The 13,806-nt window shown below is 59.8% G+C and carries 14 protein-coding genes and 1 pseudogene; 5 read left to right on the top strand and 10 right to left on the bottom strand.

Going from position 1 to position 13,806, the window contains the following annotated elements; genetic code table 11:
• Positions 1-4: 4 nt before the first annotated feature.
• From SJY36_RS04675 to SJY36_RS04665, 3 genes and pseudogenes are all read right to left on the bottom strand, one after another.
• Complete coding sequence (locus SJY36_RS04675) at positions 5-853, bottom strand: carbohydrate ABC transporter permease (protein ID WP_005852118.1); 849 nt, start codon at positions 851-853, stop codon at positions 5-7.
• Positions 853-1,785, bottom strand: coding sequence for a carbohydrate ABC transporter permease (locus SJY36_RS04670; protein WP_005852117.1), 933 nt, complete (start codon positions 1,783-1,785; stop codon positions 853-855). Before SJY36_RS04670 ends, SJY36_RS04675 begins: the two co-directional genes overlap by 1 nt.
• A gap of 113 nt (positions 1,786-1,898) precedes the next feature.
• Positions 1,899-3,159: pseudogene (locus tag SJY36_RS04665) on the bottom strand (ABC transporter substrate-binding protein).
• A 177-nt stretch (positions 3,160-3,336) separates the two neighbouring features.
• Between SJY36_RS04665 and SJY36_RS04660 the strand changes: the two are divergent.
• From SJY36_RS04660 to SJY36_RS04645, 4 genes are all read left to right on the top strand, one after another.
• Entirely contained in the window at positions 3,337-4,122 is a 786-nt protein-coding gene (locus SJY36_RS04660; protein ID WP_005852114.1) for an IclR family transcriptional regulator, read from the top strand.
• A gap of 13 nt (positions 4,123-4,135) precedes the next feature.
• Positions 4,136-5,194: an ABC transporter ATP-binding protein gene (locus SJY36_RS04655; RefSeq protein ID WP_386173329.1), complete on the top strand. Its 1,059-nt coding sequence runs from the start codon at positions 4,136-4,138 to the stop codon at positions 5,192-5,194.
• A 148-nt stretch (positions 5,195-5,342) separates the two neighbouring features.
• Positions 5,343-6,227: a hypothetical protein gene (locus SJY36_RS04650; protein WP_386173327.1), complete on the top strand. Its 885-nt coding sequence runs from the start codon at positions 5,343-5,345 to the stop codon at positions 6,225-6,227.
• A 105-nt stretch (positions 6,228-6,332) separates the two neighbouring features.
• Entirely contained in the window at positions 6,333-7,112 is a 780-nt protein-coding gene (locus tag SJY36_RS04645) for an ion channel (protein ID WP_037943672.1), read from the top strand.
• 33 nt (positions 7,113-7,145) lie between these two features.
• Here the strand turns inward: SJY36_RS04645 and rlmF are convergent, their stop codons facing one another.
• The 7 genes from rlmF to SJY36_RS04610 all read right to left on the bottom strand — a co-directional run bounded on the left by rlmF (position 7,146) and on the right by SJY36_RS04610 (position 12,713).
• Complete coding sequence (rlmF, locus tag SJY36_RS04640) at positions 7,146-8,072, bottom strand: 23S rRNA (adenine(1618)-N(6))-methyltransferase RlmF (protein WP_340262008.1); 927 nt, start codon at positions 8,070-8,072, stop codon at positions 7,146-7,148.
• Between the two features lie 133 nt (positions 8,073-8,205).
• On the bottom strand, positions 8,206-8,748 hold the full coding sequence (locus SJY36_RS04635; protein WP_386173324.1) for a cytochrome b: 543 nt from the start codon (positions 8,746-8,748) through the stop codon (positions 8,206-8,208).
• 182 nt (positions 8,749-8,930) lie between these two features.
• Positions 8,931-9,641, bottom strand: a complete 711-nt coding sequence (arsH, locus tag SJY36_RS04630; protein WP_037963363.1) for an arsenical resistance protein ArsH — start codon at positions 9,639-9,641, stop codon at positions 8,931-8,933.
• Entirely contained in the window at positions 9,634-10,056 is a 423-nt protein-coding gene (gene arsC, locus SJY36_RS04625) for an arsenate reductase (glutaredoxin) (protein ID WP_386173322.1), read from the bottom strand. The genes arsH and arsC overlap by 8 nt, the downstream gene beginning before the upstream one ends.
• Complete coding sequence (arsB, locus tag SJY36_RS04620; protein WP_386173320.1) at positions 10,053-11,120, bottom strand: ACR3 family arsenite efflux transporter; 1,068 nt, start codon at positions 11,118-11,120, stop codon at positions 10,053-10,055. Before arsB ends, arsC begins: the two co-directional genes overlap by 4 nt.
• 103 nt (positions 11,121-11,223) lie before the next feature.
• Positions 11,224-11,556 (bottom strand): ArsR/SmtB family transcription factor, encoded by a 333-nt coding sequence (locus SJY36_RS04615; protein ID WP_386173318.1) that lies wholly within the window; start codon positions 11,554-11,556, stop codon positions 11,224-11,226.
• Between the two features lie 161 nt (positions 11,557-11,717).
• The gene (locus SJY36_RS04610) at positions 11,718-12,713 is read right to left on the bottom strand and encodes a zinc-binding alcohol dehydrogenase family protein (protein ID WP_386173317.1); all 996 of its coding nucleotides are present in this window, start codon (positions 12,711-12,713) and stop codon (positions 11,718-11,720) included.
• A gap of 101 nt (positions 12,714-12,814) precedes the next feature.
• On the opposite strand from SJY36_RS04610, the gene SJY36_RS04605 reads away from it, so the two are divergent.
• The gene (locus SJY36_RS04605) at positions 12,815-13,720 is read left to right on the top strand and encodes a LysR substrate-binding domain-containing protein (RefSeq protein ID WP_386173315.1); all 906 of its coding nucleotides are present in this window, start codon (positions 12,815-12,817) and stop codon (positions 13,718-13,720) included.
• The last annotated feature ends 86 nt before the right edge of the window (positions 13,721-13,806 follow it).

The raw sequence follows: 13,806 nt of genomic DNA, 5'->3' as shown, positions 1-13,806 counted from the left end.
CTCTCTACTTTACTGCGCCAAGCGTGAGACCGGCGATGAAGTGTTTTTGCATCAGAAAGAACATCGCGACCGGCGGAAAGGCGGCGACAATCGATCCCGCGCTCATCAGGTGATAGGCTGCGCGGAACTGCGAGTTGAATTCGGTGATGCCCGCGGTGACAGGTTGCGCGCTTGGCCCTTGGGTCAGCACGACGGCCCAGAAATAATCGTTCCAGATGAAGGTAAAGACCAATACCGCCAGCGCAGCCAGCGCGGGCTTCATCAGTGGCAGCACGACAAAGAAGAAGATGCGCCATTCGGCCACGCCCTCGACGCGGGCGGCCTCGATCAAGGGGAAGGGCAATGCGCGGATGAAGTTGCGCATGAAGAGCGTGCAAAAGCCCGTCTGGAACGCCACGTGGAACAGGACCAGTCCCTGAATGCTGTCATACATCCCCAGCGATATGGTCAGGTCGCGCACGGGCACCATCAGGATCTGGAACGGGACAAAGTTGCCCGCGATGAACATGAAGAAGATCAGCAGGTTGCCCTTGAACTTATAGATCCCCAAGGCGAACCCCGCCATGCTGGACAGCGCAATCGCCCCCAGCACAGTGGGCAGCGTGATAAAGACCGAGTTCATCAGGTAACGCGGCATATTGCTTTCAAAGAAGACCTTGCCGTAGTTCGTCAGCCCCTCGAAGCTGGACGGCCATCCCCAGTAATTCCCGGCGGCGAAATCCGACCCCGGCTTGATAGAGAACAGAGCCACCGCGATCAGCGGCAAGAGCCACAGGATCAGCGCGACGGGCAGCAGCGTCTGATAGGTCAGCTGGCGGCTGCGCGATTGTTTGGCGATCGGTGTAGGGAACATCAGCGAGCCTCCCGCTCTTCGCGCCACATGGCATAGAGGAAATAGGCGATGAACCCGAGCATGATGAGGAACAGGATCACCGCGATGGCAGAGCCGTAGCCCATGCGGAAGCCGAACTCGGACAGCGCTTCTTCGAACATGTAGAACGACAGCACGCGGGTCGATCCGAAGGGGCCGCCGTTGGTCATGACGCTGATCAGGTCAAACGACCGCAGCGCGCCGATGATGGTGACGACAAAGGCGATGAACGTCGCGGGCTTGAGCTGGGGCAGGATAATGTACCACAGCATCTTGCGCCCCTTGGCCCCGTCCAGTCGCGCGGCCTCGATCTGCTCGGGATCCACCGCATTCAGACCCGTTAGATAAAGGATCATGCAATAGGCCGTCTGCGGCCACAGTCCCGCCGCGATGATCCCGTAGGTTGCCGTAGACGGATCGCCCAGGATATTCACCGGCCCTGCCCCGAAAATCGCCAGCATCGCGTTCAGCAACCCTTCGCGTGGCAGGTAGAACCACGAGAACACCAGTCCGACGACCACCTGAGAAATGACAAAAGGAAAGAAGAACAACGACTTGTAGATACGGATACCACGCACGGTCTGGTTCAGGAACAAGGCGATGAACAGCCCCGCGGGCACCGCCAGCAAATACAGCACCAGCCATTTGAGGTTGTTCCAGAACGAAATTTCGAACTTGCGGTCCATCTTCTGGTCGCCGATCCCCAGCAACCTTTCGTAGTTCGCGGTGCCGACAAAGGTCTTTTCCCCCAGTCCGTCCCACTGGTAGAAACTGATCGCGACGCTTTGGCCGATGGGAATGATCACATAGACCGCAAAGAACAGCATCGCCGGCAGCAGGAAAAGCCACGGCGTCAGCGCGATCTCGTTGCGTTTGTACCAACTGCGCGCGGGGGGCGGTGTTGTTGCTGCCATGCCGTGGTCTCCGGTAAATCAACACATGCGAAAACCGGCCGTCGGCGGGCTTGCGAATGGATTGAGGCGGTGGGTTGCGTCCCCCCGATGCGGGAGGACGCGACGCTTTAGCGTTATTCGTAGATGCGCTGACGCGTTTCTTCGAGACGTTCGAGAATGTCGTCGAGGTTGTCGGGAACCACCATGAATTCCTGCAACCCCTCCATGCCGACGCTGGCCATCTCGGCGCTGAAGTCGCGGTCAAAGAACTGGGCCACACCGCCCTTGGCGCTGGTGTTCAGCATCTCGAACCCCTGCTCGAGGAACTCGTCCTTATCGACCGAGGATTCAGAATTGATGGGCAGCTGCCCCAAGGCGTCGCCTGCGTTGATCTTGGTCTGCACATCAGCCGATGTCACATACTGAAGGAACGCGCGGGCGTTTTCCTTGTTCTTGGCACCTGACGGGATGTGGAACGTGTCGGTCGGGGCATCCTCGCCCTGTGGCACATCCGCGATCTTCGGGAACTGGTAGAAGTCGATCTGGCTGTCGTCCAGGCCGCCTTCGCGCATCGCGGCGACGGCGAAGTTCCCCATCAGATAGGCCACCGCCTCGCCTTCGATCATGAAGTTCAACGCTTCCTGCCAGGAATAGGATTGGTGATCGGCGACATAGCCACCCATGTCGATGATCTTGCGCCAGTTGGCAAAGGTTTCGCGGACGCGCGGATCGGTCCAGGGCACCTCGCCACGGGCCAGTTCCATGTGGAAATCAAACCCGTTGGTGCGCATGTTCAGATAGTCGAACCAGCCGCCAGCGGTCCACAGGAACTTGGTCCCGATGGCATAGCACGCACGGCCCGAGGCAACGATCTTTTCGCAGTTCGCAAGCTCTTGCTCAAAGGTTTCAGGCTCGGTCAGTCCCAGTTCCTTGAAGATATCTTCGCGGTAGTACATGCCCCACTGATAGTAGGTATAGGGCACACCATATTGCTTGCCGTCGATGGTCAGCGCACCTTTGACAAACTCAAGCCCGGGCAGATCGCCGTTGGCATACATATCAGAGATGTCTTCGAACAACCCGGCAGAGACATAAGGGCCCATGCGGTTCGCGGCATACCAGTTGACCACATCGGGCGGGTTCGCCCCCAAGGCGTTCCGGATCTGCGTCTTCCACGCTTCGCGGTCGACGATCGTCAGTTCGATATCGACGTCCGGATGCAGCTCTCCGAAACCGGCTGCCAAACTCTCCATCACCGCGCGCGGCGCGGGGTTCGACATGTCAGAAGGTGATCTTGAGCTCCCCTGAAAGCTGACTTTCGTCCGCGACAGCAAACGATGTTGAAAAACCCGCAGCGACAAAGGCCGCGAGTGACCTCTTGAGAATGGAATGCATGGTATCCTCCCTGATGCTTCCGCAATCCAAAACTGTCTCATTATTTGAAACTTAGTTTTGTATATTGATATATAAGATCAGGCTCGCTAGCCTTGTCAACAGTTTGGTGCGCTGCATGGGGGATGGGTCAGTCAAAAGACCCCACAGGATGCAGCGCCCTGAGGGACGGAGAACGATATGAATGTGGTGAACAGCGACGGGACTGTTGCAAAGGCGCTGAGCGTGCTGGATCAGGTGACAGCAATGGGCCGCCCCGTCCGCATGCGCGAATTGCTGGAGACATCGGAGTTTCCAAAACCGACGCTGTATCGGCTACTTCAGACGCTCACCAGTCAACGTATGCTAAGCTATGACAAGGATCAGCAGACCTATGCGCCGGGCATCCGTCTGGTCAGCCTTGCACATTCCGCATGGTCGCAAGCCTCGCTTGCACCGATTGCCGCCCCCTATATCAGCGCCCTCGGCGAACGCCTGCGCGAGGCGATCCACCTTGCGCAAATCGACAACGGTCAGGTCGTATTCGTCGACAAGCGTCAGGCCAGCAGCCGCTTTGCCACGCTGGCGCGCACCGGTCAGGTCGCCCCTGCCTATTGCACAGGAGTCGGCAAGGCGATTCTCGCGCATCTTGAACCCGAGGCACAGGCGCAGGCGCTACAGCAGCAGGCGTTTTTGAAATATACCGATGCGACCCATACCAGCACCGAGACCCTTGTGCGCGAGCTGGAACAGATCCGCGCCGAGGGCATCGCCTTTGACCGCGAGGAACACGAGGCCGGCATCATCAGCATCGCCGCCCCCATTCTGACCGACGCAGGCCGCGTCGTGGGTGCCGTATCCATTGCAACTGCAACACACCGTCATACGCTGGACGGTCTGAATGCGTTCCGCCCTGCCCTGCTTGATTGTGCCACCCGCATCGGGGCCGAGGCGCAGTCCTGGCAGTCCCCCTCTGTCCCCTCATAAAAGGAAGTCGTATATGGCCGGTGTCGTCATGAAAGATGTCGTGAAACGCTATGGCGGTGTTCAGGTGATACACGGGATCGACCTTGAAATCGAAAATGGCGAGTTTTGCGTTTTTGTCGGCCCGTCAGGCTGCGGCAAGTCGACCTTGCTGCGCATGATTGCCGGGCTGGAAGAAACCACCGAAGGCAGCATGAGCATCGGCGACCGGGATGTGACCCGCATGGACCCGGCAGAGCGCGGGGTCGCGATGGTGTTCCAGACCTACGCGCTCTATCCGCATATGACCGTGCGCGACAACATGGGGTTCGGCCTAAAAATGAACGGCCATCCCAAAGCCGAGATCGCCCAGAAGGTGGCCGAGGCGACGCGGATCCTGAAGCTGGAAGAGTATCTTGACCGCAAGCCCGCCGCCCTGTCGGGGGGCCAGCGGCAGCGCGTATCTATCGGGCGCGCCATCGTACGCGGCCCCGAAGTCTTTCTGTTCGACGAACCGCTATCCAACCTCGACGCCGAGTTGCGTGTCGAAATGCGCGTCGAGATCGCCCGCCTGCATAAGGAAATCGGGGCGACGATGGTCTATGTCACCCACGATCAGGTAGAGGCGATGACCCTCGCCGATAAGATCGTCGTGCTGCGCAAGGGCCGGATCGAACAGGTCGGCGCACCGCTTGACCTGTACCGCGATCCTGACAACCGCTTTGTCGCCGGCTTCACCGGTTCTCCCGCGATGAACTTTCTGGATGGCACCACCAGCGGCGGCAAGGTCGTGCTGGACGGGTTGGACGGCAGCTATGCCCTGCCCGTGACCCCACCCGAAGACGGCCGCGACATCACCCTCGGCATCCGGCCGGAACACATCGAAATTGACCCCCAAGGCAAAGGCTTCACCGTCGAAATGACCGAGGCCCTTGGCGGCGTGTCCTATGTTCACCTGCTGTCCGACACCGGTGCCAAGATCATCGTCGAGGAACGCGGCGACGACCGGTCTCGTGAAGGGGCGCAGGTTGGCGTGAGAATCCCGCCAGAGCGGGCGATGCTGTTTGACGCCAACACGGAACAACGTCTGCGCTAAGGCGCAGGTGGGTCACCGGTCACGTAAACCTAGACAGAACCAGACATTCCTGAAAAACAGTTGGGGCGTGCAAGCGAGCATTGCGCGACAGCCCCGCCGGAGCCGACCGCCCGGGCGGGACGGGCACCGTAGATAGGGAAGCAGACTAATGGCGAAACCGAGACTTACGCTCACCTATATCGTGGAACCGCCCTCTTACGACATCATGGCCTGTAGCCTGCTTGCCTCTATCCGCGAGCAGTTTTCCGAAGACGTGGCCTGCATCGGCTATGTGCCCGAACATCGCATGAACGACGTCCACCCCTCGGTGTTTATCGCACACGAGAAAATGGGGGCGGAGCTACGCCCGATGAAAACGGAAGGCATGTGGCGCGAGCCCTATCCCCACGGCAACAAGATCATCGCCGCGATGCAGCCCCGCGAGAGCGAGTTTTCCGCCTTTGTGGATTCCGACGTCTTGTTTATCCGCCCCAATACAATCGACAATATCGTGAAATCCGGCCATGTTTCCTGCTCTGTCGCGGCCAGTATGTATTGGGCGCAGAAAGACATCTGGGACCTGATCTACGGGGCCTTCGATATGGAGATCCCGGAAGAGCGCGTGTACCTGATGCGCCAGTCGCGCCGCCCCAAAGTGCCCTATTTCTCGTCCGGTTTCGTCCTTTTCCCCGAAGCCGAAGGACCACAGGGCCGGTTTACCGATGTCTGGTACGAGACGGCCCGACGGATTGACGAGATTGACACGCTGGAAAAGCGACGCCCCTATCTGGATCAGATGAGCCTTCCTGTCGCCATCCGCCGTGCGGGCCTGACATGGAACCCGCTGGCGGAAGAGCAACATTATATCCTGGGCGGCAAGATACGGGGGGAGCCCCTGCCCGAAGATCGCGATATCTTCACGGTGCACTACCGCAACCCCAAGGTGCTGGAAGAAGTCGGCCTAAAGCATAAATCCCGTCGCATGCTGCGCCGTCAAACGGGCGTCAGCTTTGTGCGCCGCTTGGCCCGGACAGACGAGCCCACGCCCGAGTAATCCTGCCGGACTACGCAAACCATTGATATTGGCGCGCCTTGCGCCATCTTGACCCTCAGCGGTTGTTGACGATGACGACCCTGAGGGAAGCGGTATGTCCAATCAATGAACAGTCTACGCAGTACGATTAAAGCTTTATACGATGGGCAAAACACGCGCTCGCGCCGGTTTCGCTACGGGTTGATCCTGTTTGATTCGCTGACGATCATCTATTTCATCGCCACCGCCGCGCTGCCGTCCACGCCGGTGATTACGGCGGTCAATGCGTTCTTTGGTCTGTTCATCCTGTTCGACCTTGCCGCGCGTCTTTGGATCTCTACGAACCTGCGCAAAGAGCTGACGCGCATCTACACCCTTGCTGATCTGGTGGTGGTGATATCGCTGGTGCTGGCACCGCTTATGGCCGAAAGTTTTGCGTTCCTGCGGGTCTTGCGCGGTTTGCGGCTGATCCATGCCTATCACCTGCTGCACGACCTGCGGCGCGAAAGCGCGTTTTTCCGCAAACACGAGGACGCGATCCTTGCGGCGGTCAACCTGCTGGTGTTCATCTTTGTCATCACATCGCTGGTGTTTGTGCTGACCTTTGAAGAGGACGCGGGCGTCGCGGGCTATGTCGATGCGCTGTACTTCACAGTGGCGACGCTGACGACAACGGGTTTTGGCGACATCACGATGACGACAACGGGTGGCAAGCTGCTGTCGGTGTTCATCATGGTGGTCGGGGTCGCGCTGTTCGTGCAATTGGCGCGGACGATTTTCCAACCCTCCAAGATCAAGCACACCTGCCCCGAATGTGGCCTCAACCGTCACGAGACGGACGCCGTTCACTGTAAACACTGCGGCACCACGCTCAAGATCGAGACGAAGGGCGATACGGGTGGTTAATGTCGCGGGGCATCGAACATGTGCATGGCGGATCTAGCGCGCGGATCCCTTCATAAAGGACGCACGCTGGTCTTTCTTGATGAATGTCCAGGCGATGAACCGGCTGGTTTTTTGTCCCTGCGCCATTTCGACCACATCGCAGTTGGCGACCTTGGCCTTTTTCAGGATTTTATAGAGCGTCTGCACGTTGTCCTTTTTCGACACAAGCGACGTAAACCACAGACATTGCCCCGCAATCGCGCGGCTTTGGTCGACCATGCTGGCGATGAACCTGATCTCGCCGCCGGGGCACCAGAGCTCGGCGTTTTGCCCGCCGAAATTGAGCTTGCCTGAACGCCCTTTGCCAAGGTTCGCCCATTTCCGTTGCGTGCCCTTCGTCGCCCTTTCCATTGAGGCATGAAAGGGCGGGTTGCACAGGGTGACGTGGAAACGGTCGTCAGGATGGATCACCCCGTCGAAAATATCCTCGCGGTTCTCTTGCAGCCGCAGGTCCACGTCCAGCGCGTTGGCCTTTGCAATCTGTTGCGCAGACTTGATGGCCACAGGGTCGATATCGACACCGGTAAACTGCCAGCCATAGGCGCTTTGCCCCGTCAGCGGGTAGACCAGGCTTGCGCCGGTGCCGATGTCCAACGCCTTGATCTGCGGCCCGCGCGGGATCTGGTTGTTGTTGCTGCGCGCAAGCAGATCGGCCAAATGGTGGATATAATCGACGCGCCCCGGAATGGGCGGGCAAAGGTAGTTCGGCGGGATGTCCCAGAAATCAATGCCGTAGTCCGCCTTGAGCAGCGCCCGATTAAGCATACGCACAGCCGCCACGTCCCGAAAATCGATGGTGGTCTGCCCCGCCGGATTGGGGGTCGCAAACGGCCCTAGCTCGGGGAGGGCCGCAATCAGACGCGCGAAATCATACCCCTCGTTGTGGAGGTTGCGGGGGTGCAGGTTGGTTTTGGTGGCCATGGGAAAGCCTTTGTTGAAAGTGGTGTAAAGCAGCCAGGCCGTTGGCCTGTCTTACCCTTCGAACGCCCCATAGTAAAACCGAAGACGTGGCCGTTGGCCTCGGGCAAGACCCAAGCTCCCTATTTTCAGCGTCTTACCGCCCCGCCATCGTGGACAGGACATCATCACGCTGGATCAGGCGATGCCAAACGACTGCCATGAAGATATGCCCAAGCACCACAAGGGCAAGGATCCAGCCCAGCTCTCCATGCCATTCCGCGGGCGCTTGCATCCAGGCGGCCTCGGCGGTTTGGGGCGGGAATATCTGCACCCCGAAATAGCTCAGGCCACGGGTGCCGCCCGCTGCGGCCAAGAGCCGTACGCCCGGGACGATCACCATCAAGGCATATAGAACCACATGACCCGCGACAGCCGCCTGCCCCATCAAACCGGCATGCGCAGGCCGCCGTTGGATGTTCGCCAGTCCCCACAGACCGCGCACCAAGATTAGCGCAAACAGCGTCACCCCCAGCGTCGTATGGTAGCCCCAAAGTAGCTCGCGCAGGGTGTTCTCTCGCGGAAGCGCCCAATGCGCCGCGGCCGAGATAAACTGCGCCGCAAACAATGCGGCCATGCCCCAGTGAAGCAGCCGGCTTACGGTGCCGTAACGGGTTGGTGTATCAAATAGTTGTGTCACAAAATGCCTCTGTCTCTGGCGATATCACGATCATTATATGCAGCCGCTGCGCGGTCACCTTAGGCAAGCAACTGCGCTGGAAGAAGCTTTAACAGACCATCCAGCGCAGCTGTCGCGCAAATCATTCAAGCCGCGTCCCGTTCAACATACGGATATTCCTGCCCCTGCGGTCGACAAATCGGTCAGATCGACTTCTGGTTCACGCGCTTCGACAGCTCGGCGGCGCTTTCCTTCCGCTCGCTATAGCGATCCAGCAGGTAGTCTTTCCTGTCTTTGGTCAGCACCGTGAACTTCACCAGCTCTTCCATGACATCAACGACCCGATCATAGAATGGCGATGGCTTCATCCGATCCGCGTCGTCAAACTCAAGAAAGGCTTTGGGGGTGGAGGACTGGTTCGGGATCGTGAGCAACCGCATCCAACGCCCAAGAATGCGCAGCTGGTTCACGGCGTTAAAGCTTTGTGACCCTCCGCTGACCTGCATCACGGCCAGCGTTTTGCCCTGCGTCGGACGCACACCGCCCAAGGACAGCGGAATCCAGTCGATCTGGGTTTTCATGATGCCGGTCATGGCCCCGTGGCGTTCGGGTGAACACCAGACCATACCGTCCGACCACGTGACCAGATCGCGCAGCTCCTGCACTTTGGGGTGACTGGCGTCGGCATCATCCGGCAGCGGCAGGCCAGACGGCGAATAGGTACGCGTCTCGGCCCCCAGCCGTGTCAGGATGCGCGCGGCTTCCTCTGTCATGAGCCGGCTGAACGACCGGTCCCGCAATGATCCGTAAAGCAACAGGATACGCGGGCGATCCGTGTCTGCTGCGGGCTCAAGCAGACGCGCCGCATCAATCGCTTTGAAGTGGGTGTCATCAAGGTTCGGGGTATCAGGCAACTCGGTTTCCTTCCGCGTCAATCAGTAAAGAGCCGTCTTCCTTGGTCAGCGGCCCCTGTGGGAGGTGGTCAAGCAAGTCCAACACGGCCTCGCTTGGGCGGCACAGCCGGACGCCTTTGGGTGTGCAGACAATGGGGCGATTGACCAGAATGGGGTGTTCCAGCATGGCTGCCAGAAGGGCTTCGTCCCCCACGTTGGGATCCAGCAGCCCCAATGCCTCTGCCGGAGATCGCTTTACCCGCAAAGCGCTGCGCGGTGTCAGACCCGCCGCCGCGAAAAGCCCAAGAAGCTGTCCGCGCGTCCAGCCGGTATCAAGATAGGGGATCACCACTGGCTCCACGCCCGATGCTTTTATGATGGCCAGCACATTGCGGGACGTGCCGCAGTCGGGGTTGTGGTGAATGACAACACTCATGCTGACCCCTCCGAGGCAGGGAACCAGTGGCGAGTTCTGTTTGCAAAAGCGACAAGCGACAGCATGACAGGCACTTCGACCAAGACACCGACCACCGTCGCCAATGCCGCACCGGATCCGAGCCCGAAAAGGCTGATCGCAACCGCGACCGCCAACTCGAAAAAGTTGGAAGTGCCGATCAAGGCGCAGGGTGCCGCGACGTTGAAGGGGATACCCCAAGCCCGCGCGACCCCATAGGCCAGAAAGAATATCCCGTAGGACTGGATCAGAAGCGGCACAGCGATCAGGGCAATCACCAGCGGCCGGTCCAGGATCACCTCGCCCTGAAACGCGAAAAGCAAGACCACCGTCACAAGCAGACCGATGATCGAGAACGGCTGCACACCCGACTTGAACCGATCCACCGCCGCTTCGCCGCCTTGCGAAATCAGCCGCTGGCGCGTCAGATACCCCACGAAAAGCGGCAGCATCACGTAAAGGCCCACGGACAACAGCAGCGTATCCCAAGGCACAATGATATCCGTGGCCCCCAGCAAGAAGGCAACGATGGGCGCGAAGGCGAACACCATGATGACGTCGTTCACGCTCACCTGCACCAGCGTATAGGTCGCATCCCCCCGCGTCAGGTTCGACCAGACGAAAACCATCGCGGTACAGGGCGCGGCCCCCAGCAGGATAACGCCCGCAAGATAGGCCTGCGCGTCATCCGGCGGGATCAGGCCTGCGAAAAAATAGTTGAAAAACAACACGCCAAGGGCGGCCATGGTGAAGGGTTTGATCAGCCAGTTCACCACCACCGTGACAACCAACCCTTTCGGCTTGTCCCCCACCTGACGCAAGGCTCCGAAATCCACCCCGACCATCATCGGGAACACCATCGCCCAGATCAGCACCGCAACGGGCAAGTTCACCGACGCCACCTCAAGCCCGGCAAGCATACCAAACGCCGTCGGGAACAGATTGCCAAGCAGCAGCCCCGCGCCAATCGCCAGCGCCACCCAAACGGACAGCCATTTTTCAAACGTGCCCAGACCCGCCGCCGCGGGAAGTGTCGTATCAGTCATGTCGAACCTTCAAAAATTGCAGCCCCTTGGCCGTGAATATGTGGTTGCCCGATGTCAGCACAGGAATGTTACAGGACCAATGCGGCACCTCCCCCATACGCGCCTAACAGGCGCAGGCGAGCTCGTTTATGATGGGTTGGCAGAGTTCCGGACGCCCGCCGCAGCAATCCTCCATCAGAAAGGCGAGCAAACCGCGCAGCCCCTCCATATCGGCAAAGTAACGAATGCTTCGCCCTTCGCGCTTGCTGCGAATAAGGCCAGAACGCGCCAAAATCGCGAGGTTGGTCGACATCGTATTCTGCCGCACCCCCAAAGTGTCGCCGATATCGCCTGCCGACATCCCCCCTTCTCCGGCTGTGATGAGAAGACGGAAGACATCAAGGCGGGTGACCTGACTGAGCGCCGCAAAAGCGTCGAGAGCGTTGTTCTTATCCATATATCGGGAATTATTGATTCATTGGACGCAGGTCAAGCTCTGATGTGCAACCCGTTGCGCTTGCGCGAACCTATGGGCAATCTGCGCGCCCCTTCAAAGGCACAAGGGACGCGGGGGCGTGGCGTGAACATGGCACGACGCCCCCGCGTGATCTCTATTACTTAAAGTCCGCCAAGCACCTGTTTGCCAATCACGCGACCGCTTTCCTGCCGCAGATGCGCCGCGCGCAGCGCCTTGACGGTCAGCGCCTCGCCGCGCTCGGTAACTGTCGACTGCAATGTGCCTGCGTCGATCATCGCTGCGACGCGGTTCAGCAGGTCTTGCTGGGCATCCATATCGTCGGTTTCGAACATCGAACGGGTGAACATGAATTCCCAATGGACGCTCAACGCCTTGGGTTTGGCCGCCTTGATATCCAGCGCCTCGGGGTCGTCAATCAGCGCAATCTGGCCGCGTGGCGCGATCAAGTCGATGATTGCGGGCCAATGCTGATCCGTCGCCGTCAACGCGGCGACATAGCTTGGGGTCTGGCCCAGCTCTGCCAGCTGCGCGGGTAGGTAACCGCGATGGTCAACCACGTGATCCGCCCCCATCTTGCGCACCCAATCCTGCGTCTCGGGTCGAGAGGCCGTCGCAATGACGGTAAGCCCGGTCAGCGCTTTGGCCAACTGGATGAGGATAGAGCCGACACCGCCAGCGCCACCGATCACCAGCAAGCTTTGCCCCGCGCCGCCCCCTTCGGTCAGGCGGAATGCGTCGAACAGCATCTCCCACGCGGTGATCGAGGTCAGCGGCAGCCCCGCCGCCTCGGCAAAGTCGAGGCTGGCCGGCTTGCGCCCGACGATCCGTTCATCGACGGCATGGAATTCCGCATTGGTGCCCGCGCGCGTGACGTCGCCCGCATAGAAGACCTCATCGCCGACCTTAAAGCCGGTGACCGACGCGCCTACCTCGGCCACGACGCCTGCCGCGTCAAAGCCCAGGACGCGCGCCGCGCCTTCGGGTTGGGCGGCGGCGCGCAGCTTCACGTCGACCGGATTGACCGAGATGCCTTTCACCGCGACCAGCAGATCACGCGGTCCCACCGCGGGCCGGTCGATTTCAATCATATCGAGCGTGTCCGCAGGGCCCGCCGCGCTATAGCCAATGGCTTTCATTTCTTTGTTCCTTCATTGTGTCGCTGAAAAATAGGTCTTGTGAAACGGTAGAAAACCGGCATTTTTCCGATTTGATTATTCGGATAACGGAGATAATAGCGGTGGATACTGACAACCTGCGCCTTTTTGTGATGGCCGCCGACCGGCTGAATATCTCTGCTGCCGGACGGAATCTGGGTCTTGCCCCTGCGGTCGCCAGCGCCCGCCTTGCCAAACTGGAACAAGAGCTTGGCGTAGAGCTGCTGCGACGGACCACCCGCAAAGTGTCGCTGTCGCTTGAAGGGTCCGACTTCCTTCCCTACGCGCGGGAGATTCTGGCGCAGGCAGAGGCCGCGAAGGCCGTTCTTGGCAGCCATGAAACCAGCCCCAAGGGCACCATCCGATTTGCCGCGCCAAGCAGTTTCGCGCAGCGCCACATCATGCCGCTTCTGCCGCAGTTTCACGCGGCGTTCCCCGACCTTACGCTTGAACTTCGCCTGTCTGACGCACGGTTTGACGCGATCGAGGGCAGTTTTGACCTTGCGTTGCGCGCGGCTCCCCTGACCGACAGCAGCCTCAAGGGGCGCAAGCTGGCGGATGATACCCGCGTTCTTTGCGCCTCTCCTGCATATCTTGAGGAACACGGCGTACCGCAGTCACCGGCAGAGCTTCGGGGACATCGGTTTCTGGCATGGATCGACCTTGAGCCGCGCGAATTGATCGGCCCTGAGGGCGAAACCGCGCCGCTTGACCCAGCCCAGATGATCTGCCGGACTATCGTTGACGATGGTGACGCTCAGCGTGAGGCCACCCTTGCGGGGGCCGGTCTGTCGATCAATTCCCTCTGGAGCGCCTCGGACGAGCTGCGCTCGGGCCGGTTGATCCGTGTCCTGCCGGAATGGAAGCTGAACGACAGTTCGGTCTTGTGGTTGATGTACCCGCGCTCAAACGTGCTTACCCCCAAGACGCGCATCCTGATCGACTTTCTCATCGCGCATCTTGGGCCACATGCAGAATGGGGCGCGTAGAAGCCAGACCCGCGCCCACAACACGCCCGTTATCGGTATAACCGTCACTCATGCCGCGGACTGGCACAACGCCTATCCTATGCGGT

The organism is Sulfitobacter sp. R86518 (genome assembly GCF_042466275.1).
Lineage (GTDB): Bacteria > Pseudomonadota > Alphaproteobacteria > Rhodobacterales > Rhodobacteraceae > Sulfitobacter > Sulfitobacter pontiacus.
This window is presented reverse-complemented; position numbering and strand designations above follow the sequence as displayed.